Source organism: Rhizobacter sp. P2_G4, assembly GCF_056403575.1.
This window is the reverse complement of sequence record NZ_JBFUFG010000002.1, coordinates 483,672-506,950: the sequence shown is the minus strand read 5'-3', so window position 1 is coordinate 506,950 and position 23,279 is coordinate 483,672. Positions and strand designations below refer to the sequence as shown.

The 23,279-nt window shown below is 66.5% G+C and carries 13 protein-coding genes and 1 tRNA gene; 7 read left to right on the top strand and 7 right to left on the bottom strand.

Annotated elements, in window-relative coordinates; all coding sequences use genetic code 11:
- Positions 1 to 11: 11 nt before the first annotated feature.
- Entirely contained in the window at positions 12 to 1,817 is a 1,806-nt protein-coding gene (locus tag AC1DYS_RS08795; RefSeq protein WP_477898090.1) for an RICIN domain-containing protein, read from the top strand.
- Between the two features lie 75 nt (positions 1,818 to 1,892).
- Positions 1,893 to 1,982, top strand: a tRNA-Ser gene (locus AC1DYS_RS08790).
- Between the two features lie 148 nt (positions 1,983 to 2,130).
- On the opposite strand, the gene AC1DYS_RS08785 is transcribed toward AC1DYS_RS08790, so the two are convergent.
- On the bottom strand, positions 2,131 to 2,595 hold the full coding sequence (locus AC1DYS_RS08785; RefSeq protein WP_477898088.1) for a DUF2726 domain-containing protein: 465 nt from the start codon (positions 2,593 to 2,595) through the stop codon (positions 2,131 to 2,133).
- A gap of 378 nt (positions 2,596 to 2,973) precedes the next feature.
- Here AC1DYS_RS08785 and AC1DYS_RS08780 point away from each other — a divergent pair, with 378 nt between their 5' ends.
- The 4 genes from AC1DYS_RS08780 (at position 2,974) to AC1DYS_RS08765 (ending at position 9,199) form a co-directional block, all read left to right on the top strand.
- Complete coding sequence (locus AC1DYS_RS08780; RefSeq protein WP_477898086.1) at positions 2,974 to 3,258, top strand: hypothetical protein; 285 nt, start codon at positions 2,974 to 2,976, stop codon at positions 3,256 to 3,258.
- Between the two features lie 339 nt (positions 3,259 to 3,597).
- A complete protein-coding gene (locus AC1DYS_RS08775; RefSeq protein WP_477898084.1) occupies positions 3,598 to 5,829 on the top strand; it encodes a TonB-dependent siderophore receptor in 2,232 nt (743 codons plus the stop codon).
- Positions 5,826 to 6,395, top strand: coding sequence for a YfiR family protein (locus AC1DYS_RS08770; protein WP_477898082.1), 570 nt, complete (start codon positions 5,826 to 5,828; stop codon positions 6,393 to 6,395). Before AC1DYS_RS08775 ends, AC1DYS_RS08770 begins: the two co-directional genes overlap by 4 nt.
- A complete protein-coding gene (locus AC1DYS_RS08765) occupies positions 6,392 to 9,199 on the top strand; it encodes a response regulator (RefSeq protein WP_477898080.1) in 2,808 nt (935 codons plus the stop codon). Before AC1DYS_RS08770 ends, AC1DYS_RS08765 begins: the two co-directional genes overlap by 4 nt.
- A gap of 21 nt (positions 9,200 to 9,220) precedes the next feature.
- On the opposite strand, the gene AC1DYS_RS08760 is transcribed toward AC1DYS_RS08765, so the two are convergent.
- The 4 genes from AC1DYS_RS08760 to AC1DYS_RS08745 all read right to left on the bottom strand — a co-directional run bounded on the left by AC1DYS_RS08760 (position 9,221) and on the right by AC1DYS_RS08745 (position 17,477).
- On the bottom strand, positions 9,221 to 9,850 hold the full coding sequence (locus tag AC1DYS_RS08760; protein WP_477898078.1) for a hypothetical protein: 630 nt from the start codon (positions 9,848 to 9,850) through the stop codon (positions 9,221 to 9,223).
- 123 nt (positions 9,851 to 9,973) lie between these two features.
- Positions 9,974 to 11,674, bottom strand: a complete 1,701-nt coding sequence (locus AC1DYS_RS08755) for a sensor domain-containing diguanylate cyclase (RefSeq protein WP_477898076.1) — start codon at positions 11,672 to 11,674, stop codon at positions 9,974 to 9,976.
- A 40-nt stretch (positions 11,675 to 11,714) separates the two neighbouring features.
- Positions 11,715 to 13,967, bottom strand: coding sequence for a putative bifunctional diguanylate cyclase/phosphodiesterase (locus tag AC1DYS_RS08750; protein ID WP_047485025.1), 2,253 nt, complete (start codon positions 13,965 to 13,967; stop codon positions 11,715 to 11,717).
- A gap of 3 nt (positions 13,968 to 13,970) precedes the next feature.
- Positions 13,971 to 17,477, bottom strand: a complete 3,507-nt coding sequence (locus AC1DYS_RS08745; protein ID WP_477898074.1) for a response regulator — start codon at positions 17,475 to 17,477, stop codon at positions 13,971 to 13,973.
- Between the two features lie 159 nt (positions 17,478 to 17,636).
- Between AC1DYS_RS08745 and AC1DYS_RS08740 the strand changes: the two genes are divergently transcribed.
- On the top strand, positions 17,637 to 18,794 hold the full coding sequence (locus tag AC1DYS_RS08740) for a sensor histidine kinase (protein WP_477898072.1): 1,158 nt from the start codon (positions 17,637 to 17,639) through the stop codon (positions 18,792 to 18,794).
- 111 nt (positions 18,795 to 18,905) lie between these two features.
- Here the strand turns inward: AC1DYS_RS08740 and AC1DYS_RS08735 are convergent, their stop codons facing one another.
- Positions 18,906 to 19,502: an ANTAR domain-containing response regulator gene (locus tag AC1DYS_RS08735; protein ID WP_477898070.1), complete on the bottom strand. Its 597-nt coding sequence runs from the start codon at positions 19,500 to 19,502 to the stop codon at positions 18,906 to 18,908.
- Positions 19,503 to 19,607: 105 nt separating this feature from the next.
- The gene (locus AC1DYS_RS08730; RefSeq protein WP_477898068.1) at positions 19,608 to 23,264 is read right to left on the bottom strand and encodes a PAS domain-containing sensor histidine kinase; all 3,657 of its coding nucleotides are present in this window, start codon (positions 23,262 to 23,264) and stop codon (positions 19,608 to 19,610) included.
- Positions 23,265 to 23,279 lie beyond the last annotated feature (15 nt).

Sequence of the window (23,279 nt, the reverse complement as noted above, 5' to 3'; positions counted from 1 at the left end):
GAGGAAGCCCCATGACACCTCGCACACCCGATCTGCGCTTGCTGCTGCCCATCGCCTTGGCTGCGGTTGGCTTCATCTCAGGCTGCGGCGGCGCCAGCAGCACCGGTGCCAACTCCAGCCCCACGGCTGGTGCCGAACGCGAGCAAGCCGCGAGCGTCTCCACCGAGACGTTGCCACCCGGCCGCTACGTGATCGTCAATGCCGCGAGCGGCAAATGCGTCGACGTGGCAGGCGCCAGCATGGCCGACGGCGGCAACATCCAGCAAGCCGCCTGCAACACCAACCTCGCCCAGGTGTTCGACGTCACGTCGACCTCCACTGGAGTCTACAAGCTCAGAAATGTCGGCAGCGGCAAAGCCATCGACGTCTCCAGCAGCTCGGCGGCCGACGGCGCCAACGTGCAGCAGTGGGCTGACAACGGCACCAACGCACAGCGCTTTCGCGCCTCACGTACTCTTGGCAATCGCTACGTGCTGACCAACGTCAACAGCGGCAAATGTGCCGACGTGACTGGCGCTTCGTTGAACGACGGCGCCAACATCCAGCAATGGGGCTGCAACGGGACCGGCGCGCAGCAGTTCCACTTCTACCCGCGCTCCGACGCAGGCCGCAGCGCGCTGCCGGTGGGGCAGTACACCATCACGTCGAACCACTCGCGCCTGTGCATGGACATCGCGGGCTCGAGCACCGCCAATGCAGCGCGGGTCGTGCAAAACGCGTGCTCATCGAGCACGTCGCAACGCTTCGACGTGTTGCCCGAGGCCGGCGGTTCTTATCGCCTTTCGAACGCACTGAGCCATCAATCGTGGGACATCGACGCCATCTCGGTGGCCAACGGCGCCCTGCTCATCCAGTGGCCCGACACCACCGGCGACAACCAGCGCTTCTTCGTCAACACCACCAACAGCGGCTACCAGATCGTGGCCCGCCACAGCAACCGCTGCCTCGACGTCAAGGACTGGAGCACGGCCGCAGGCGGCAACATCCAGCAATGGGACTGCGGCGGCGACCAGGCCAACCAGCGCTGGGCATTCACCCCGGCCGGCACCGCAACCACCGACCCGACCCCGCCGCCCAGCGGCTGGAGGCTCGTCTGGCAAGACGAGTTCGACGGCAATGCGGTCGACGGCAACAAATGGGGCTTCGAGGTCAACGGCGGTGGCGGCGGCAACAACGAGTTGCAGTACTACACCGCCCGCTCGCAGAACGCCTACGTCGCCAACGGCGTGCTCACCATCCAGGCCCTGGCCGAGCGCTACTGCTCCACCGACGGTTGCCGTGACTACACATCCGCCCGCTTGCGCACCTTGGGCAAGGGCGACTGGCTGTATGGCCGCATGGAAGTCCGTGCGAAGCTGCCGCGCGGCCAAGGCCTGTGGCCGGCCATCTGGATGCTGCCCACCGACAGCGCCTACGGCGGCTGGGCGGCGAGCGGAGAGATCGACATCATGGAAGCGGTCAATGCCGCGGCGGCCGGTGGCAACACCGTCTACGGCACGCTGCACTACGGTGGCTCCTGGCCCAACAACACGAACAAGGGCGGGAATACAGTTCCGGCCACCAGCATCGTGGACAACTTCCACGTCTACGCCGTCGAGTGGGAAGCCACCCAGATCCGCTTCTATGTCGACGGTGTGCTGTACCACACCGCCAGCGACTGGTGGTCCAGCGGCGGCGCCTTCCCGGCGCCCTTCAACAAGCGCTTCCACATGCTGCTGAACATCGCTGTCGGCGGCAACTGGCCCGGCTCGCCGAACGGCAGCTCGAGCTTCCCGCAGAAGATGGAAGTCGACTACGTGCGGGTGTACCAGAAGTAGCCGCTCTTGCGAGCCCGCAAGCCCCCGGCCTCGCAAGGAGGGCACGAGCCTGCGGGTCTACAATCTGCCTCCGTTGGAAGCGTGGCCGAGCGGTTTAAGGCACTGGTCTTGAAAACCAGCGAAGGGGGAACCCTTCCGTGAGTTCGAATCTCACCGCTTCCGCCAGTCGCGAACGCTAAGTAGCGTCGCAAGGCGCTCGCGTTCTGCGGGTCGTCCTCCGGATCAATAAAGAATGCCCAGGCAACTTCTCACGGATTGAGATTAAGAGAGCGGCGACCGCTTCTCGCCGCGCCCAATCTGTACAGCAACGAAATCAGGCGCAATTGACCGCCGCCTTCGCCTCGTCAATGGCGGTTTTTAGCGTGGCCGCGTCAGGCGTGCGTGAGTACCGAAGTACGCGATATCCGGCGCCTTTGAGCAACTCGTCACGTGCCGCGTCAGCCTCCTTGTTATCAGCATGGCTTGAGTCGTCCAACTCGATGATCGCCAAGACTTCGAACGCTTTGGTGCACACGACGAAGTCGGCAACCTTTTGGTTGAAAGCGTTGCGCGTCGATCTGCTCTTGCTCTTCAGCAGTGCCGAGAACGCCACTTGCGCAAGCACAACGTCATCGGGAAACGTTTCGCGCAGTCGGAAGTACATCGGCTGCTCGTACTTCGTCAAAGGCATGCGCGCCTTTGGCTTTTCCTTGAGAGGCCGCGACCTGCTCCTGGCGCCAACGATGCCGACCGCAATCAAGACCAGCAGCACAAGTGCCATGACCGCAAGCGTCGTCATCTCCAGTGCTCCTATTCCTTTCCGAGCGAGTCTAGCTCGCGCCTACGAGCCGCCGCTTAGCCCTTTCAGGGCGTCACAACTGTGAGCACTGTTCGAGGACTTGATGTGAGCTACCTCACGTTTCGCGCCTTTGTGGCGATCCATATCGGCTCGAAGACAAGGCGCTTGTAGTCGTGCTTGCGGCAAGGCCAACAAATCGGATGCGCGACCAGCACATCCATCCAGTCTTACGGACCTGTCCGGCAGACACCTCAGTACTCCCAAACGCTCCCCGGCGTGCCCAAGGCACAGGATCACCTCAAGTACCTAAGCTCCGCCTGCGCATCAATCAGCGAGGCCATTCGCACCGGTCCGGCAAGAGGTGTGCGGAGCGACGTCATGCAGGGCTTGCACGAGGAGTACCGCCAGAAGTGTTCCGTCGAAGACCAGGACGCTCGAACGCAAGCACAGCAGGACCGGAGCAAGGACCGCCAACAGCTGATGGCCCAGCGGGAGAGCGCCGTGAGTGAGCGCAAAGAGGCGAGAGTGCGCTCAGACCGGTGCGACGGCATGCGCGACATCCTCGCGCTCAAGCGCAGACGAGAAGCCGAGCTGAACGCCAAAGAGGTCGAGGCGCTGCGGGCGCTGGAGAAGACCTACAACGAGACCTGCATCTCGAGGTAGCCTCAAAGCAGCGCGTTCTTCTGCGCTGCTCCGCATCCGCCAGGAGGCTCTGCCAGCGCCCCCCAATGCTGGCATGCGGCGATGCAGCAAGCATCACGGACAGGCACCGTGGCATGTCGAATGGCTTGATAAAGATCACGCCACAACGGTGTTTCCGCCGCTAGACTGCCCCAGAATGGGGCCGAGGCGGATTGGCTGATGGCAACTGGCTGTTTCGAGACGACGGGGCGTTGGGCTGCATGCGCCGCTTTGGCGCTGGTGAGCCTGGGGTCCCTTCCCGCGAAGGGTGCCGAAGACGGCCGCACCCCGGAAGCGCCTGTCAGTCCCGATGTGGCCGACATGGACATCACCGACCTGGTGAACGTGCGCGTCTCGCCCTTTGACGTATCCAGCCACCTTGACCGAGGCTACCTGGCCTCGAATGCCGTGTCCGCGTCACGCTTCGATGCACCGGTGCGCGAGTTGCCATTCGCCATCCAGGCATTCACCGAGTCCTTCATCAAAGACCAGGCGCCGCGTGACATCCACGACATCGCCCGCTATTCGCCGGGTGTCACGTACCGCAGCAACGACTTCAATGAAGGCAACGCCAACCTCGCCATCCGCGGCTTCGCGGTGAGCTCCGTGCCCGGCGGCACGCAGATCCTGCGCGACGGTTCCCTCGGCCCCTCGATTTTCGATTTCACCAACATCGCACGCGTGGAAGTGGTCAAGGGACCATCATCGTTCCTGTACGGCCAGGTGGCCCCCGGCGGCATTGTCAATATCATCACCAAGAGCCCGCAGCCGAGGTTCTCGGCCACGGGCGAAGTCATCGCCGGCTCGTACGGGCAGTACCGAACCCAGGCCGACGTGACGGGGCCGGCATCAGACACGCTGCGCTACCGCCTCGCCGCCTCCTACGACCAGGACATCCACTACTGGGAGCCGTACGACGCGCACTCCCGCAACATCTCGCCTTCGCTGTTGTGGCTGCCCAGCGATCGCGTCAGTGTGTCGCTCAAGTACGAGAGCTTCCACAAGCTCGAGTCGCCGCAGCTCATGCAAAAGCCAACCTACGGGCGCCAGAGTGGCGTCGTGCCGACGGCGTCCGACCCCAACCTGCAGGGTGTGAGCGTGCCCGGCCTGCCGGACACCTGGAACAGCATGTCGGACGTCGACTGCCGACGCAGCGAAACCGATGGCCTGAACGCATGGGTCGACTTCAAGGCCGACGAGCACTGGAACCTTCGTGGCGCCTATGCCAAGCAGTACTACAGCGTCGATGCGCTCTTCTCGGGCAACTTCGGCATGCCCAACAACACGACCTTCCTGCAGGGCCGGCGATTGCGTGGGCAGACCTACACCAACCGCGGCGAGACCTTCTCGCTCGATGCCGTCGGCCGGTTCCAGCTCGGTGCGGCGAGCCTGCGCTTGCTGCTCGGTGCACAGCATGTCAAACGAAGGTTCGACAACTGGGCCGCCCAGGCACCGAACGACCCCGCACTGGGCACCAACCCGATCGGGTCGCCGCTGCCGCTGTGGGACCTGCGCGATCCATCCACCTGGAACCGCGCCGTCGACATCCCACTGTCCACGCTCACCCAGAACGCCACCGACACTCGCACGGACTCCACCGACAAGTCCATCTATGCCGGCAGCACGCTGGGCCTGTTCGACGACCGGCTGCTGCTGCTGGCCGGATTGCGCTCGACCACCACAGACAGCCAGATCCTGAGTCGACTGACCCAGCAGACCGACCATATCGACGCACGCAAGGTCACACCACAATTGGGTGTGCTCTACAAAGTCACGCCTGAGCTTGCCGCCTTCGCCTCTTATGCAGAGTCCTTCGTGCCCGGCTCACGCATCCTGTTTCAGCTCGACGGTTCAGCCGTACCCGCCGCACCGAGCGAAGGAAAGGGCTTCGACCTCGGCGTAAAGGCCGAACTGCTGGACGGCCGCGTCTCCGGTACGCTGAGCGTGTTCGATCTGCGCAACCGCAGGATCGTCAACGATCTGGCGCAGACGAACTCGGCCGGCTCGGTGGTGATCTACAACCTGCAAAGCGGCGAGCAACGTTCTCGCGGCGTGGAGCTCGACCTCACCATCACGCCGGTGCCGCAGTGGCAGATGTATCTCTCGTACAGCTACATGAAGGCGCGCATCGTCGAGGTCACGGGCAACGACGCGGCCATCCTCGCGCAAGACCCGGCCTCGCTGGACGCCGCTGGGCAGCTCAACTACAAGAACGTGAACCTGCTGCACGGTGCCAGGCTCGCGATGAGTGCTCCGCACCTGGCCAACCTGTGGACACGCTACGACTTCACTTCGCCCGGCCTGCAAGGCGCCTTCCTGGGTGGCGGCGTCAACATCGTTCGCGACCAGACGATGCAGCCCGACGGGCCACCGTCATCGCGCCAGAGCTACACGCTCTTCAATGCGCTGGCCGGCTATTCGTGGCTGTCGGGCGGGCGACACATGAGCCTTGAGGTGGCAGGCAAGAACCTCAGCGGCGCCACCTACCGGCCGTCGCAAAGCACACGCTCGCGCCCGCGCGAAGTTCTGCTCACGCTGCGAGTCACGCTGTGACGGGGCCGTGGCGCTGGGCGACTGTCGCGGGCCTGCTGGCCGCTCTGCTGTGGCAGGGCGCCGCAGCCGCGCAAGACCAGGCTACCGACCCCGCGCGGGTGGAAGCGGCGTTCCTGCGCAACTTTGCCCGCTACGTGACGTGGCCCACGCGCGCCTTTGCCAGCGAGCGGTCTCCGTGGCAGATCTGCCTTCTCGGCCGCAACCAGTTCGACAACGCGCTGGAGGCGACCTTCCAAGGCCGCACGGAGCACGGCCGCGCGTTCGAGGTCGTGCGTGTCACCCGGCTGGACCAGCTTCCGGCCTGCCAGATCGTCTTCGTCGACCTGCCCCTCGCCACGGAGCGGCGTGCCGCGCTCGCCGAGCTGAAGAAGCAACCAATCCTCACGGTGGGCCGGGCGCCTGAGTTCCTGGAAGAAGGCGGCGTCATCCGGCTGATGGCCGGCGAGCGCATCGAAATGAGCATCAACCTGGACCAGGCACGCGCCGCCACGCTGACGATCCCGTCCAAGATGCTGGAGATTTCGCGCGAAGTGGTGGAGAACGGCGCGCTGCGGAGATGGCGATGAGCCAGTGGCGCCCGGTCGGCATCCGCGGCATGCTGGCGCTGGCGCTGTTCGTCGCGGCGCTGCTGGCTTTTGCGATGGCCACCGGGGCGATCCTGCTGTTCGAGCGCTTCACGCTCGAAGACCGCGCACGCGGCGTCGTGCGGCCCTACGCGGAGCTCGTGTCGGTCGGGGCAGAGGCCGCCGTGGCGTTCGGCGATGCCGCACGGGCACAGGAGATCCTCGACACCTTGCGTGCCAATGCGCAGATCCTCGAAGCGAAGATCGTGCTGGCCGACGGTCGCCAACTGGCCCGCTACAGCGCCGGTGATCTGACGTCATCCTCGGCTTCGCCATCGCCACAACGGCCCGACGGCGTGGCGCTCTCGCCCGATCGGCACTCCGTGGAACTGGTGCAGAGCCTGCAGGACGGCGCGCGCCTGCACCTGGTCATGCACCTGGGCGAACTCGAGCGCCAGACCCGCAACGCACTGCTCATGATCGCCGGAGGCTCGATCATGCTGTTGACGGTCGTCGCGCTGGGCCTGCTGATCGGGCTGCAGCGCAGCGTCGTCAGCCCCATTGCCGCGCTGGCCGTTGCGTTGGACCGGGTGCGCACGCGAGCCGATTACAGCCACCGCGTTCCGGTCGCTGGCGCCGACGAGGTCGCGCGGCTGGGCGGCGGCTTCAACGCGATGATGGACGTCATCGAAGACCGCGACGCCGAGCTGCGCCATCTCTCGGCCCTGCAGCGCACGGTGCTCGACAACGTGGGCTCGTGCATCATCTCCGTGAACCCCGACGGCGTGGTGACCATCTTCAATCGTGCGGCCGAGCGCCTGCTCGGCTACACCGCCGATGAAGTCGTGGGCAAGCTGACACCGATGGCGTGGCACGACCCGGCCGAAATCGCGCGCAAGGCACGTGAGTTGTCTGCGGAGCTGGGGACAACCATCGCGCCCGGCATGGAGGTCCTGTTCGCCCGAGCTCACCGCGGACTGCCGGACGACGGCGAATGGAGTTATGTGCGCAAGGACGGCTCCAGCCTGCCGGTGCAGCTGTCACGCACGGCGCAGCACGGCGAAGGAGGCCGCATCACCGGCTTCGTCGCGCTGGCCCATGACCTCACCGAACGCAAGCAGGCCGAGGCGGCGGCGCGCCGTCATCAGGATGAGCTCGAACAGACCGTGCAGCAGCGAACCGCCGAGCTGCGACTGGCACGCGACGCGGCCGAGTCGGCCAACCAGGCCAAGAGTTCATTCCTGGCCAACATGAGCCACGAGATCCGCACGCCGATGAATGCGATTCTCGGCATGTCTGCGCTGGCCTTGCAGGGCGACCTCGCACCGCAACAGCGCAACTACGTCCACAAGGCGCATGCCGCGGCGCAATCGCTGCTCGGCATCATCAACGACATCCTCGACTTCTCGAAGATCGAGGCCGGCAAACTGGAGGTGGAAGCCATCCCTTTCACCCTCGACACCACGCTGGACAACCTCGTCAACGTGCTCGCCATGCGGGCCGAGGAGGTGGGCCTGGAGCTGCTGCTGGACTTGTCGCCCCAGCTGCCCACGGCGCTGGTGGGTGACCCATCGCGGCTGGGGCAGGTGCTGCTCAATCTGGGCAACAACGCCGTCAAGTTCACCGAGCGTGGCGAGGTCACGGTGGCCGTGAAGCTCGCGTCGTGCGATGCCACTTCGGCGCAGTTGCGCTTCGAGGTTCGCGACACCGGCATCGGCATGAGCCCCGCGGTACAGCAGCGCCTGTTCCTGCCGTTTTCCCAGGCGGACGCATCCACCAGCCGCCGCTACGGTGGCAGCGGGTTGGGGCTTGCGATCAGCCGGCACCTCGTGCGGCTGATGGGCGGCGAGCTCGATGTCGACAGTGAAGCGGCGCGGGGCAGCCGCTTCAGCTTCACCCTGCGCTTCGGCCTGCAGATGGGGGTGGCACAGACGTCGGCCGAGTGCCGAGCCCAAGGCTTGCGCGGAGTCCGCGTGTTGATCGTCGACGGCAACGCGGGTGCGCGCAACGTGCTCGCTGCAACCTGTGTGGCCCTGGGGCTCCAGGCCGACGCCGCAGCCGATGCCACCGAAGCACTGCATCTCGTAACGCAGGCCGACGCGGAAAACGCGGCGTACGAGCTGCTGCTCGTCGATTCGAAGATTCCTGGCATGGACGATCCTGCAGGCGCCGCTGCGCTGGGCCGGCGCGGCCCGCAGCGACCGCAGATTCCGGTCGCGCTGATGATGTCCGCCGTGTCACGCGAAGCCGTGCTGCAAGGGCTGGCCGAACAGCAGCGGGCAGTGAGTGCGCTGCTCGTCAAGCCGGTCACGCCCTCGACCTTGGTCGACGCCTGCAACATCGCGCTCGGCATCACGGTCCCTGGCACTCTGCGCGATGCAGTGCATGAAGCTGCGAACTTCACCGACCCGAGCACCACCCTTCGAGGAGCTCGCATCCTGCTGGTCGAAGACAACGAGGTCAACCAGGAGCTGGCGCTTGCCCTGCTGGGCGGCGCCGGCATCGACGTGAGCGTGGCGCGCAATGGGCAGGAGGCGTTGGACGTGCTGGAGCACGAGGAATTCGACGCTGTTCTGATGGACTGCCAGATGCCGGTGATGGACGGCTACGCCGCCACGCGGGCACTCAGAAAGCGGCCGCTGCAGCAGACACTGCCGGTCATCGCGATGACGGCCAACGCGATGGTCGGCGACCGCGACGCCGCGCTGGCCGCCGGCATGAACGACCACATCGCCAAGCCGATCAACGTCAACCAGATGTTCGCGACACTCGCGCGCTGGGTGACGCCCGGCTCGCCGCGCGTCTGAGCTCGGCCAGCCCGCCGCAGGTCAGAACAGCCCGGCCTTCCCTGCTCCGGTCACCACCGCTTTCGCCAGCTCGGTGACTTGCGAATTGAGGTCATCCGAAGGTGCGGCCGTGGCCTTGCCCGTCCACATCAAGCGGCCACTTGCGACGTCGGTGATCGACCCGTTGGCGGCATAGCCGGTAGCGACCTTGGTGTCACCGACGGGCGCCGAAACACCGACACCGCCGCCGAAGCCACCGCCCCCAAAACCGCCGAGCCCGAAGCCGACGGTGAAACCTGACTTGGCGACGGAACTGTCGGGTGCCACGGTCGTGACCAACACCGCCTTGGCACTCGCCGCTGTCGCAGCAGCCAGGTATCGCGCCGGGTTGCCCGAGGCATCGGCTGCGCCATCAGGCGCTGCGACGGGTGTCGCACCCGCCGCAGTCACTTGCACGCCGACCTGGTCCTGGCAGATGCGTCGAAGTACCAGGTCTTGCGCTTCGCACACCACCAGCACGCGCGCACCTCGCAGCGGGTTGCCGCTGGTCAGTTGCGGGTCGGACCACTGAGCGTCGAGCGTCTTTGTTGCACAGCCGGCCAGCAACAAGGCGCCGGCAAAACCAACGGTGGCGACGGCCAAGAATTCAGTGCGGGTTCGAGCGACGGTCATGCGAATCTCCTGGGTCGGCGCTCGATGCAGCGCCACAAACCACAGGGTACGCTGCCGGGCCAAGAACCCGGGCCCCGCAGGGGCAAATCCAGAAAGCGCAGGCAGCGCGCCTGCTCGAAACGTTCAGGCGACGCAGGTGCGGTTCTTACCGGTCCGCTTGGCCTCGTACAAGGCCTCGTCGGCCCGCTCCAGCGCCACCTCGATGCGCTCACCAGGGCGGTAGGCCGTGACACCGGCCGAGAAGGTGACGAACACCTGCTTCTGCTCGTGCATGAACAGGCCGCCTGTCAGCGAGCGCTGAAGCCGCGTGAGGATCTGCTCGCCCTCGGCGACCGGCGTGTTGGGCAGCAGCACCACGAATTCTTCTCCGCCGTAGCGGGCCACCAAATCCATCGGCCGCAAGGCCTTGCTGACGACCTCAGCCAGCGATTTCAGCGCCACGTCCCCTGCCCCATGGCCCAACTCGTCGTTGAGCTTCTTGAAGTTGTCGACGTCGAGCAAGCCGATCGACAACTGCGTGCCTTCGCGCTCCAGGCGCCCACGCTCGGCCTCGAAGGCCTGAAGCAGCCCGCGGCGGTTCGCGATCTGCGTCAACTGGTCGGTCGACACTTCTTCAGACAAGCGCAGCAGCTCGGTTTCGAGTTCGACCACGCGTTCGGACAGATCGGTGGCACGCCCTTGCTCGTACTGCAGCTTTCCTTGCGCCACCTTGACCAGCGACTGCACCGTGCGGCTCTCTTCGACCATCTCACGCACGACACCTGCCAGGCTTTCCAGCGAATCGGCCTTTTCGATCACGCCGGCGTAGCGGCCGAGGTTGTCGTGGAAGCGGCCAGTCTGCGACCCCAGCTCACCCAGCTCGCTGAGCATCTGGTTGATCAGCGTCTTGAGCGAATCGCGGGCCTTGGCGCGCTCGATGTGAAGCTGCTTCTGCCGGGCGCGCGTGTTGTCGAGCAGTTCACCGACCGAGCGCACGCTGCGCGCCGTGAGGCCATAGGCGATCTCGTTCTGCATGGCCTCGCACTGGCCCTTGGCCCAGCTTTCGTCCTCGGCCAGATCGGTCAGGCTGGCGGTGAGCTGCTCGCACAGGCCGCCGAGCTGGTCGATCAGGTGATGGCGATGCGCCAGCACGCGCGAAGCACGCTTGCACAGCTGCTCCAGCTCATCGCTCTGCCCGACCGTGGGGCCGCGCTCACGAATGCGCTTGGTGAGTTCGGCAATCTCGTCGGCGAGCTCGGCGTTGGCGGCCGGCGCGGGCGGCATGGCCTGCTGCAGCGTGCCGCCCAGGCTGCTCAGCAGCTCTTGCCAGATCGGCGTGGTCTCGTTGGACGGCGCTGCCGAAGCCTCCATCGCCAGCGGCGCAGGTTGTGTCGGCTCGCCCCAGGGCTGCTCGACTTCGACCGCCAGCGCCTCGGGGTCGACGGCGCCATCCACGGTATCGCTTTCCCAACCGGCCAACAGCTGCGTGAGACGTTGCTGCATACGCTGCACATCGCTGCGCGAGCTGGACAGTACGCGTTGCAGGCTGTCTTTCTTGCGCGCGACCGTCCATTGGCGGCCACCACGCTGCACGCCCCGCACAACGCGCTCGATCAGGCTGGCCAGCGCCACGGCCTGGGCGGCAGACTCCTCCTTGTCGACGGCAGACGCTGCCGGCGCGGCTGCTCCGGGCACCGGCGTGCCGGCTTCCAGGTGGTAGGCGCGGGCGTAGTTTTCAGGGGTGGGTTCGAGCTTCTCGAGCACCAGCCGGCGCAGCGCGGCCTTGGCAAGCTGGGGTGGCAGAGCGTCTGATGCGGCTCGCGGAGCAGCGCGTGTCGTGTCCATCGGGAGTCAGATCAAAAGAGAGGCGAGAGGCGCTGTACCCTCAGGGCGTGAACCGCGAACGCGCCTCGACGGCGGCCCGCAGCACATCGGCCGCATCGGCCTCGCCGGCATTGACGATCCACGGCGCCTTGCGCGGGAGCACCGTCTGCTCGAGCCACTGCTCGAGCAGGTCGGGCGGTTGCGCCTTGCTGAAAAGGAAGCCTTGCATCACCACGCAGCCCAGGCGGTGCAGCACCTCCATCTGGCGCATGTTCTCCACGCCTTCGGCAATCACGCGCAGGCCGAGCGATCGGGCCAGCGCGATGATGGCAGTGACCACGGCCGAGCTTTGCGGCGTCATGCCCAGGTCGCGCACGAACGAGCGGTCGATTTTGAGTTCGCTGATCGGCAGCGTGGTGAGGTAAGCAAGAGACGAATAGCCGGTGCCGAAGTCGTCGATCGAGATCTCGACGCCGATCTCGTTGAGCCGGTGCAGCGACGGGATCACGTTCTGCAGGTCCTTCATCAGGCCTGTTTCGGTGATCTCGAGCTCGATGGCATGGTGCGGCACGCCATACAGCGTGACGGCCTGATGGATGTTCTCGACGAGATCAGTGCGCTCGAACAAGCGGTTGGGCAAGTTGACGGCAATCGAGTCCGAGAAGCCGAAGCTGTCCTGCCACAGGCGTGCCTGGCGGGCGGCCTCGCGAATGGCCCACTCGCTGAGCGGAATGATCAAACCAGTTTCTTCGGCCAGCGGAATGAAATCGCCAGGTGGCACCAGCACGCTGCCGCGCTGCCAGCGCATCAGCGCCTCCACGCCCACCATCTTGGCGCCACGCACGTCGACCTTGGGCTGGTAGTGCAGCACCAGTTCGTTGCGTTCGATGGCCTTGTGCAGCGCCGACTCGAGTTCCAGTTTCTCGCGGCCCTTGCCGGCCAGTGCCGGGCGGTACAGCAGCGCCGCGTTGCGGCCTTGGGCTTTCACCGAGTACATGGCCACGTCGGAGTTGCGCATCAGGTCGGCCACGGTCGCGCCATCGCGCGGGAACATTGCGATGCCCACGCTGGCCGTCACGAAGCACTCTTGCCCGCCGACGAAGATCGGCTCGCGCATGACGTCGAGAATGCGGTCGGCCACGCGCTCGGCGTCGCTTTCATCTGAGACCTCGGGCAGCAGCGCCACGAACTCGTCGCCACCCAGGCGGCCCACGGCCTCGAGCGTGCGATGCGAGCGCGAGCCCATCGACTCGATGGAGCTTTCCATCACCTGGTCGGAGTGGCGAACGCAGGAGCGCAGCCGGCGCGACACCTCCATCAGCAACTCGTCGCCGGCCCCATGGCCCAACGTGTCGTTGATGACCTTGAAGCGGTCGAGGTCGATCAGCAGCAACGCCACCGGGTGGTTCAGCCGGCGTGCATGTTCGAGTGCGCGCTCGGCGCGCCAGATGAGCTGGCGGCGGTTGGGCAGACCGGTGAGCGCATCGAAATTCGCCAGATGGCGGATCTTGTCTTCGGCCATGCGCCGGTCGGTCACGTCCTGCACGATGCCGGTGTAGCCCGACAGGTTGCCGTGTTCGTTGAACTCGGGCTCGGCTTCCACGTGCACGATGCGCTGCTGGCGGCCATCGGGCAGCGTGACGGGGATGTCGGTGGCCAGCACGGAGCTGTGACGGAATACGTCATGCAGCACCATGAGGAACCCCTCGCGATCGTCGTTAGGCACCATGCGCAACACACCGCGCATCGTGGCGACGTCACCGGCCCCCAAGCCAAACACCCGCAGGCCTTCGACTGAGAACACCGGGCTGCCGCTGCCGAGCCGCCAGTCGAAGCTGCCCATGCGGGCGAGGTCTTGCGCGCGCGCCAGCTTGGCCTTGCTTCGCTCGAGCTCGAGACGGGTGCGCGACGACCGCAACAGGTAGCGCAGCCGGCCGGCGAGCAGGCTCCACTGGGTGGACTTGACGAAGAAATCGGTGGCGCCGGCTTCGTAGGCGCGGGTGATGGACGCGTCGTCGTCGAGGCCGGTGAGCATCAGCACCGGCAGCGACTCGAAACCCGGCAGCGCGCGCAGCTCGTGGCAAGTCTGGAACCCGTCGAGCCCAGGCATCAGGGCGTCGAGCACCACCACATCGGGCAGCCAGTCAGCCAGCAGCTGGATGGCACGTTCGCCGCTGGTCGCTTCGGTGATGGCAAAACCGCGCTCGCGCAGGGCGATGGCGGTGAGCAGCAGGTTGACCTCGTCGTCGTCGACGAGCAACACCTTGGGTTGAACCAGCAGATCGTCGTCGACCAAGGCGGCGCTGGAGGTCATGGGTCAGGCGCTCACGATCCGTTGGAGCGCGACGCGAACGATCTCGACTTCGGCCTGAAGCTGGGCAATGCGATCGGCCATGCCCTCGGTTTGCTCATGGCGGGCCCTGGATTCGACGTCCGAGCACATTCTGGACAACTTCATCGCTCCGATGCTGGCAGAAGACGATTTTAGGGTGTGGGACACGTGGCGAATACCCCCCAGTTCATTGGCGTCCAAGGCGTCTTGCAGCTGCGGCATGAGGCGCATCACCGAACTCTCGAAGGCCTTGACCACACGTTCCATCAGGCGATTCTCACCCGTGGGGTCGAGTTCACGCAGACGCTCCAGTGCCTGTGCGTCGAGCACCGTGGAATCGGATTCCGCATCGCCGGTCCCGCCGACCAAGACGCCCGGGGTCGTGGTGCCACTGGGAGCACCTCTGTCGCCGGAATCGGCGGGAGCAGCAGGTCGAAGGTGTTTGGTCAGCATCGCAAGCAGTTGACTCTGGCGAAACGGTTTGGACAGGTAGTCATCGAAACCCAGGCCCAGGAAGCGTTCCTCGTCTCCCCCCAGGGCATTGGCCGTGACCGCAATGATCGGAGTATCTGCTGAAGTCAGGAAGTTGAATCGGCCCGCTGTACCGCGACGGAACCAGTTGAGCGCCTCCACGCCGTCCATGCCCGGCATCTGGATGTCCATGAGCACCAGGTTGAAGGGCTTTTCGCACATGGCCCGAAGACCCGCCAATGCGCCGGAACTCACCTGCACCCGGCACCCGAGCGTTCTGAGCATCTGCCCGATCACTTCCTGGTTGACCACATTGTCTTCCACGACAAGGATGTGGGCGTTCAGTCGTGGCGTCAATCGGGCCACCTCCGTAATCGAGGCAGAAATGCCGAGAATGGCCTGTCGCAACTCGGCCTTTCGGATGGGTTTGGGCACGAACCTGTGGAAACCCGCCTGGTGCGCCGCACGCACGTCGTCGGGCGATGACACCGAGGACAGCAGCACCATCTTCATCTCGGGGTGCGAGCCCGCCGCCTGCAGCGCCAGGGCCAGGCCCATGCCATCGAGGCGTGGCATGCGCATATCGACCAGGGCCAGGTCGAAGTGGGGGTCGGTCGCCGTCTTCCCTTGCAGGATGTCGAGCGCCTGGCGGCCGTCTTCGGCCAGCACCACCTGCATGCCCCAGGCGTTGAGCATGTTGTCGAGCACGATGCGGTTGGTGTCGTTGTCTTCCACCACCAGCACGCGCAGTTGCGGCATGGTCAGCAGATCGAGGCCCAACGCAGCGTTGTCGGTTTCGACCACGCCGAACGGCAAGCCGAAGACGAAGCGCGACCCGATGCCGGGCTGGCTCTGCACCTCGATCCTGCCGCCCATCAGCTCGACCAGCTGCTTGGAGATGGTCAAGCCCAGACCCGTGCCGCCATAGCGGCGGGCCATGCCCACGCTCGCCTGGGTGAAGGCGCTAAAGAGGCGCGGCAGCACATCGGCCTCAATGCCGATGCCGGTGTCATGCACCGTGAACTCGAAACGGCCGGGCACACCAGGCATGGCGCGCAGGCTCACCACCACCTCGCCCTGCTCGGTGAACTTGATGGCATTGGCGACCAGATTGGTCAGCACCTGACGCAGACGGAGCGGGTCGCCGTTGACGACGATGGGCAGACCGGCCTCTTCGCGAAAGCTCAGCTCCAGGCCTTTTTCATGCGCACGCGGAGCCAGCAGTTCCAGCGTGTCTTCCACCACCCCGCGCAACACGAAGTCGATGCTGGCCAGCTCGAGCTTGCCGGCTTCGATCTTCGAGAAATCGAGGATGTCGTTGATGATCTCCAGCAGGGATTCACCCGAGCGGTACACCGCCTGCACGAAGCGGCGCTGCTTGTCCGACAGCGTGGTGCCGAGCAGCAGCTCGGTCATGCCGAGAATGCCGTTCATCGGCGTGCGGATCTCGTGGCTCATGTTGGCCATGAACTGGCTCTTCGCCTGGCTGGCCTGTTCGGCCGTGTCGCGGGCACGCTGAAGCTCGATCTGCTGTTCGCGCTCTGCGGTCACGTCGGAGGCCAGGCCGAACACGCGTATCTGGCCATCGGGCATGCGGCGCGAGCGGGTGCGGGTGCGCATCCAGCGCAGGCCCATCTGCGGGTGCTTGATGCGATAGACGGTGTCGGTCGGCTCCAGCATCAGCTCGCGCTGCCGCCGGGCTTCCAGAGCCGGCAGGTCGGCCGGGTCTGCCTGCGACTTGGGCGATTCGGCACCGGGGCGAAAGTTGACCAGCGTCTCACGCCGGCCGTCGAAGTTCACACGCGTCGCATGCTGGCCGCCGAAGGTCACCGGCGTCAGCAGTTCGTAGTGGCTACGGTCGGGGTTGGTGACGAAGAGACTGTCGTCCACCGTTTCGGCGAACTCCTGGAAACGCGCTTCTGATTCCTGCAGCTCGCGCTCGGCCAGGCGCTCGCGCGTCATGTCGCGCGCCATCGCCATCAGCACGTTGGGGCGGCCGGTCCCGTCGAGCAGCGCCACGTAACGCGCGCTGACGATGCGCCGCCCTTTCGGGCCATTGAGATCGAATTCACGCTCGACCGCGGTCTGGGTTGCAAGGGCCTCGGCCAGCGCCGCTTCGACGAGCCCGCTCACCTTGGGACCAAAAGCCTCGGGCATCGTCTTGCCGACCAGCTGCTCACGCCGCAGGTCGAATTCCCGCTCAGCGTGGCTGTTGATGCCCAGGATGCGATGGTCGGCCACGCTGAACACGTACAGGCTGACCGGCAGGTTCTCCACCAGGGTGTGAAGGAACTCCGGCCCGAGATCGATGCCTGCACGGTCGGGCAGCGACACCGATTGCCTGCGCACCGCGTCGCGTTCGGCCAGCAGGCTCAATTGCAGCTGCACGGTTTCCAGCGTGCTGTGCAGGGCCGCATCGTCGGCACGGCAGGGCACGGCATGCAGCTCGATGGCCGCCACACAGCGGCCAGCCACCGACACCGGCACGGCCACGCCGCATGCAAGCGTGCCGCCATGCGGAGGCGTGATGGTCGGGTGCTGACACGACACCGCGAGGCCCGTGCCGCTCAGGTGGCTGCGCACGGTCATGCGCGTGGCCGCCTCGATCTCATCGGTTCCGCTCAGCGCGCACAACTCGGCCGTGTCGGACGTGAGCGACACCACGCGCCACACCAGCAGGTCGCGTGCACCCAGGCCATGGGCCAAGGTCGCGCCGACCGCGTGAAGCGCTTCTTCCAAGGTGGTCGCGGTGGCCGAACAGCGCGCCACCTGGTTGAGGAGGTCGAGGTACACCGCAGCGGGGTCTGCCGGGTGCGGGGAATTCGATTCGACTTCGAGGCTCGAGCCGACATCGCCTTCACCACCAGGGCTGCGTCCCGCCCGGCGCAGCAGCATGGCACCCGCCAATGCCGCCACGGCCACAAAGCTCAGCCAACGGGCAGCCCCGTGAGTAATAGCCAGCGACAAGCAGGCCGCAATGGCCGCCAGACCCAGCAACAGACGAAAGCTCAGCAGGGGCATGAGTAATTGGACGAAGACATGGACACAGCGAATAGCCCCGAGGCGGAGCGAGCAGCACCATTGCGGCTTACCGTGTTGTTTTCGGCAGGTGTGCGAAGTGACTTGAATTGGCCCGCTGCGTCACGCGATGCCGCGTTGTCAGTCCTTACAATCATTGCAATGACGTCTGTGCTGCTCTCCGCGTTGGCGCTGCTCGCCGCCGTGGCCGCTGTCGCCTCCGTGGCCTGGGCCCTGCACGCGCAGCGCCGGCTGCAGCAGCTCGGCTGTGAACTGCAGGCGAGCCGGGCCGAAGCCCATGCGCTGACCGGCACGCTCGACGTCTGGCAATGGCGCACCAACGCGCAGCACCGGCTCACGCAGCTGCACTCGCCGGCCACGGCGACGAACCCGCAGACCGATGTCGATGGCAAGCCCTTGCTGTGGGAGATCTTCCAGTCGGACGACTCCCTGCTGCGTGCTCGTGTGCAAAGTCACGCTCAGCTCGACGCCCTGCCCGTCTGGCGCACTGCTGCTGCCGGGCAGCGGCATTCGCTCGTGCTGCGCGGCGCCGCGCTGCTCGACAGCGAAGGCCGCTTCTCGGGCTACGTGGGCACGGCGCGCGACGTGCCTGCCGTCTCGAGTCTCCCCGCCACGTCTTCCGTCGAAGACGACAACGGCGACCACGAGTCCTTCAGCTATACCGTCTCGCACGACCTGCGTGCACCGATCCGCGTGGTCGAAGGCTTCACCAAGATCGTGAAGGAAGACTACGGCCGCCTGCTCGACCGCATCGGCAACGACCACCTCGACCGCGTGCTCGGCGCCGCCGCGCGCATGAACAGCATGATCGATGCGCTGCTCGCGCTGTCGCAGCTCTCGTCGCGCCCGCTCACGCGCCAACCGGTCAACCTGACCCAGCTCGTGGGCTACATCGTCGACGACCTGCGCCGCCAGTCGCCCGAGCGCCAGATCGACATCTACATCGAGCCCGGCCTGCAGGCGCAAGGCGACGCGACGCTGCTGCGCGTGGCACTCGAAAACCTGCTGGGCAATGCGTGGAAGTACACCACCAAGTGCCGCGAGCCGCGCATCTGGTTCGAGCGAATCGAGCACGAAGGCCGGCCCGCCTTCAGCGTGCGCGACAACGGCGCCGGTTTCGACATGCGCTTCTCTGACCGCCTGTTCGGCGTGTTCCAGCGCCTGCACAGCGCGAACGACTTCCAGGGTACCGGCGTGGGCCTGGCATCAGTGCGGCGAATCATCCGCCGCCACGGCGGCGACATCTGGGCCGAAGGCGAAGTCGACCGCGGCGCGCGCTTCGTGTTCTGGATACCGTAGGCCCCCCAGTCGCTGCGCTCCTGCCCCCGAGGGGCGCCGCCTGGCGGACCGGCAAAGCCGGCTCCGCTGGCGTTGCTTGATGACGCGAGTCGCTTCGCTCTCGCGTAGCGCTTAGGCTTCGCCGGGCTTGGAGAGCAGCTCTACAGCTTCCAGCAAGCGCTCGGCCTGCACATGCAATGGCCGCGATTCGGTGGTCGCCAGACGTTGCAGACGCTCCAGCGCCGCGGCGCGCGGCAGCGAGTAGCGGTGCATCAGCACGCCGACCGCCATGGCGACGGTTTGGGCGAGTGTGTCTTCGGAGGGCGCGTGGCCGGCATTGGCCGCTTCGACTTGCCGCTTGCTCAGCTGCGCGAAGGCGGCCTCGACGGCCGGCACGATCTGGCGGATGTCGAGGGGCTTGACGAGGTAGGCGACAGCGCCGAGTGCCTTCACCTGGGCCACGGTCTCGTCGTCCGAGAAGGCCGAGAGGAACATGAACGGCATCTGGCAGTAGTCGCGCAGGAACTCGGCGACGTCGAATCCGCTTTTCCCTTCCATGCGGATGTCGAGTAAGGCGAGGTCGGGGCGATGTGCGCGCGCCAGCAGCATGGCGTCGTCGCCGTTGTCGGCATCGATGATCTCGTAGCCCGCAGCGGCGAGACCATGGGTCAGCGTCGCCAGCACGAGCCGGTCATCGTCGACCACGAGAATCTTGCCTTTTTGCGTCACGATCCGTCTCGCTTGTCCGCCCAGGGGCGATCGTCGATTGTGACCGATACCCCCGGCAAACACACGTGCGGCCTTGTAAGCAGCCGCACGCGGCCGCTTCGGATGTCACACCTGCTCGAGCCGCGTCACGCCGGGCGAGGTGAGCGCAATCGTCGCCACCACGTCGTCGCCCTGCTGCTCGACCGTGAGGCCCGCATTGCGCCGAGGCAGCAGCGCGCGCACCAGGCCCAGACCCGACACGCCACCGGGATATCGCGCGAGGCTGAAGCCCGCCGGCAACTGGCCGCGGTTGGCAATGCCGATCTGGATGCCGGTGTCGCTGCACACGAGGCTGCAGTACACGGCCGACGGGTCGTCGATCGCGGCGCTGTGCTTGATGGCGTTGGTCAGCAGCTCGTTGACGGTCAACGCGATCGGGATCGACTCTGCCTCGGGCAAGGCCCACAGGTGCGGCGCCGGGCCATCGACCGTGAGCCGGATGGTGCGGCCGAAGGTGCGCTGCACCGAGCCGGTAATGGCTTCCAGCACGCTCTTCACGCGCAGCGGCCCGGTCACGCCCACCTGCAGCCCGTAGACCTGCGCGATGGCCTGCACCTGCCCCACCACCTCGGCCATCGCCGAGGCCATTTCGGGCTTGCGAGCGCCAATCTGCTGCAGCAGACCGGCGACACCCTGCAGGTTGTTCTTGATGCGGTGGTGCACTTCCTTCACCAACATCTCGCGCTGCGCGATCGCGGCCTCGAAGCGCGCCTCTTGCGCGGCGCGCTGCTCCGTCACGTCGGTGGCCACCAGCAGCAGCTGGTCGGGTGGCGCACCGGGCGCGGCCAGCGGCAGGTAGCGCGCGTCCCAGTGGCGCGTCTCGCCGTTGACCTCGATGCGGTAGTCGCGGTGCGTTACATCGCTTGAGGCCAGCGCCTTCGCCATGTCCCAGCGGCGCTGCTCGGCCACGGCCGCCGGAAAAATTTCTTCCGGCGAGCGACCGATCAGCTGCGACGGCGGCAGCTCGGTGCTGGCTGCGGCCACCTGGTTGACTTGCAGGATGCGCAGGCTGGCCGCATCGAACAGCGTGATCGCGAGCGGCGCCGCCTCGATAACACGCTGCAGCGACGACTGCGCCTGCGCGGTCTGCGCCTCGGCCTGCCGCCGGCGCTCGATGTCGAGCAAGGCGTAGGTGAGCTGCCGGCCTGTCGACTCGCGGCCGGTGGCCACCGCATTGCCCACCACCCAGAACTCGCGGCCGTCGCGGCCCTTCACACGACATTCGAAGGTCTCCGCCTGGCCTTCGACCAAGTCGTTGAGGTAGTGCGTCTGCCTGAAAGGATGGTCCTCCCCGGGCGTGGCCACGGTGCTCATCGGCTGGTTGATGAAATCGGCCAGGTCGCCGCCGAACATGCGCCGCGCCGAGCGGTTCATCCACTCGATGCCGCGCGGGCCGACGGTCACGATGCCCACCAGCACAGAGTCGAGGATCGCGCGCGTGCGCTCGGCCTGCAGGCCCACCGCCTGCTGCGCGCGGTGGCGGTCGTCGACGTTGACGTACGACGCGATCAGGCCGGCTTCCGGCTGGCGCTCGATGACCGGCTTCGCGCTCACCTGCACCCAGATCAGGCTGCCATCGCGCCGGCGCAGCTGGCGCTCGCCCTTCCAGCTACCGTCGCGTCGCACGCTGGTCTGCGCGATCGCGCGATGCCGGTCGTGCTCGGCGGAGTTGGCGAACAGCGTGGCCATCGGTAACTCGATCGTGCCATCGTGGTAGCCGGTCAGCTCGCACATGGCCTGGTTGGCGCGCTGGATGCGATCGTCGCGAATGAAGGCAATGCCCACCTCCGAGAGGCTGAACATCAGCTCGTGGTCGCGCGCCAGCGCTTCGAGCTCCGCCTGCTGCGCCTTGAGGCGCGTGATGTCGGACAGCACCGCGATCGCTTCCGACGCATCGCCCGCCGGCCCAGCGCGGCGCACCGTCAGCGCGCACCACTGCCGCGCCTGCTCGGGCAGGTCGATCGCGAGTTCAGTCTCGAAGACAGTGTCGCGCTCGAGCGCCGACTCGATGTCGGCGATCAGCCCCTGGGCATGCGGCTGGCTGCCGAACAGCTCGTGCACGCCGCTGCCCACCACCGTGCCCGCGTTGAAGCCCAGCAGCGCCTCGAAGCGGCTGTTGCAACGCACCAGCACCCTCCCGCGCAGGTAGGCGATGCCGGCCGTCGTGCTCTCGAGGATGGTGGTCATCTCGTGCAGCAACGTCTCGCTGCGCTGCTGCGACTGGTGCTGCTCGGTGATGTCGAGCGTGACCACCGAGGTGGTCCGTTTGCCCGAGGCCAGCGTGGCCGGCTCCACCCGTGTCAGCAGCCAGCGCTGGCCCAGGTCGGGATGGCGGATCGCATAGCGCACCTCGGCACGCTGCGCGTGGCGCAGTGCCTGCTGCAGGCGCTCGTACTCGGGCAGCGACTCGGCCACCACCACGTCGCGGCGTATCGATTGCAAGGCCGCCGAGGCCGGCGTCTCGGTGGCATCTGCGCTCAGTGGCGCGAGCGCGCTGCTGTGCTGCACCCAGCCCGATTGTTCCTGGAAGGTGGCGAGGCCGACACCGGCGGTGTCCATCAAGGCACCGATCTGCATCTGCGCCAGATCGCGCTCTTCTTCGGCACTGCGGTCTTCCACCACCGCCATGTAGCGCAGTTGCCCGCTCGCGGTGCGGTAGCTGCGCACCGCAGAGCGCAGCCGGCGCGGGCCGCCGTCATGCGGCCCCGTACCTCGGCCAGAGACCCAGGCCTGCGCCTCCACCGGGTTGGCGCCAGGCTCCAGGCCGTCGAGCGGCTGACCATCCTGCCAACACAACAGCTGCTGGATGCCAGGTTCAGCCTCCGACATCAGCACCGGCACCTGGCCCACCAAGGCCTCGAACGCAGGGTTCGTTCGCACCAGCAGGCCTTGCTCGTCGAAGAGCACCATGCCCACCGGGCTCAGGTCGAACCAGTCGTCGAGCTCGCGTGCCGAGCGGTCGGCGCGCTCGCGCGCCACATGCTCGGCGGTGTTGTCCTGCAGCACGGAGAGGTAGCGCGTGCGCCCCTGCTCGTCGATCCACGTGCGCCACGTTCCGCGGTACCAGCGCTCGCGGCCATCGGCGTGGATCAGCCGGCGCTCCATCAGCCGCGCCGGCTGGCCGGGCTTCGACATCGCCGTGATCTGGCTGCGATAGGCGAGCAGCAGTTCCCGGTCTTCCGGTGGCTGCAGCTCCACCGGGTCGCGGCCCATCAGATACGCGGCAGTGAAGCCGGTGAAATCGACGAAGGCCTGGTTCACATGGAGCATGCGGTACTCGCTGTCCTGCAAGCAGGCAGGGAACGGCGATTCCCAGAACAGCCCCAGCAGTTCGCTAGACATGGACGACTCGGCTGTGACCGGTGCGGCCATCGAGTCCTGCGCAGACGACGCCATCGCCGCCAGGCGCAAGGCCCAGCGCTCGCCTTCGAGCGGCAACAAGGCCACACCGAACAAGCGGCCGTCCGGCAGCGTCAAGGTGTCAGGCACAGCGGGTTTGGGCGCCCCGACGCGCGCCACCCCCTTGGCCAGCACTTGCGAGACCGCCGCGACCAATGCTTCGCCGAACAACGGCGTCAGCCCGGCCAGCGCAATGCCGGCCTCGGCCTTCAAGAGGCGCGACGCGGTGGCGTTGGCGAAATAGACCCGCCCACCGCGCTCGAGCACGAGCACGGCATCGGACAGGAGATCGAGAAAGCTGCGCAGGGCCTTGGGATCGAACATGGGTACGGGGCTACC

What these genes read in the sequence shown, in the direction of transcription:
- AC1DYS_RS08795 (WP_477898090.1), top strand. Translation starts at nt 12, where the DNA reads ATGACACCTCGCACACCCGATCTGCGCTTGCTGCTGCCCATCGCCTTG.
- AC1DYS_RS08785 (WP_477898088.1), bottom strand. Translation starts at nt 2,595, where the DNA reads ATGACGACGCTTGCGGTCATGGCACTTGTGCTGCTGGTCTTGATTGCG.
- AC1DYS_RS08780 (WP_477898086.1), top strand. Translation starts at nt 2,974, where the DNA reads ATGCAGGGCTTGCACGAGGAGTACCGCCAGAAGTGTTCCGTCGAAGAC.
- AC1DYS_RS08775 (WP_477898084.1), top strand. Translation starts at nt 3,598, where the DNA reads ATGGACATCACCGACCTGGTGAACGTGCGCGTCTCGCCCTTTGACGTA.
- AC1DYS_RS08765 (WP_477898080.1), top strand. Translation starts at nt 6,392, where the DNA reads ATGAGCCAGTGGCGCCCGGTCGGCATCCGCGGCATGCTGGCGCTGGCG.
- AC1DYS_RS08760 (WP_477898078.1), bottom strand. Translation starts at nt 9,850, where the DNA reads ATGACCGTCGCTCGAACCCGCACTGAATTCTTGGCCGTCGCCACCGTT.
- AC1DYS_RS08755 (WP_477898076.1), bottom strand. Translation starts at nt 11,674, where the DNA reads ATGGACACGACACGCGCTGCTCCGCGAGCCGCATCAGACGCTCTGCCA.
- AC1DYS_RS08750 (WP_047485025.1), bottom strand. Translation starts at nt 13,967, where the DNA reads ATGACCTCCAGCGCCGCCTTGGTCGACGACGATCTGCTGGTTCAACCC.
- AC1DYS_RS08745 (WP_477898074.1), bottom strand. Translation starts at nt 17,477, where the DNA reads ATGCCCCTGCTGAGCTTTCGTCTGTTGCTGGGTCTGGCGGCCATTGCG.
- AC1DYS_RS08740 (WP_477898072.1), top strand. Translation starts at nt 17,637, where the DNA reads ATGACGTCTGTGCTGCTCTCCGCGTTGGCGCTGCTCGCCGCCGTGGCC.
- AC1DYS_RS08730 (WP_477898068.1), bottom strand. Translation starts at nt 23,264, where the DNA reads ATGTTCGATCCCAAGGCCCTGCGCAGCTTTCTCGATCTCCTGTCCGAT.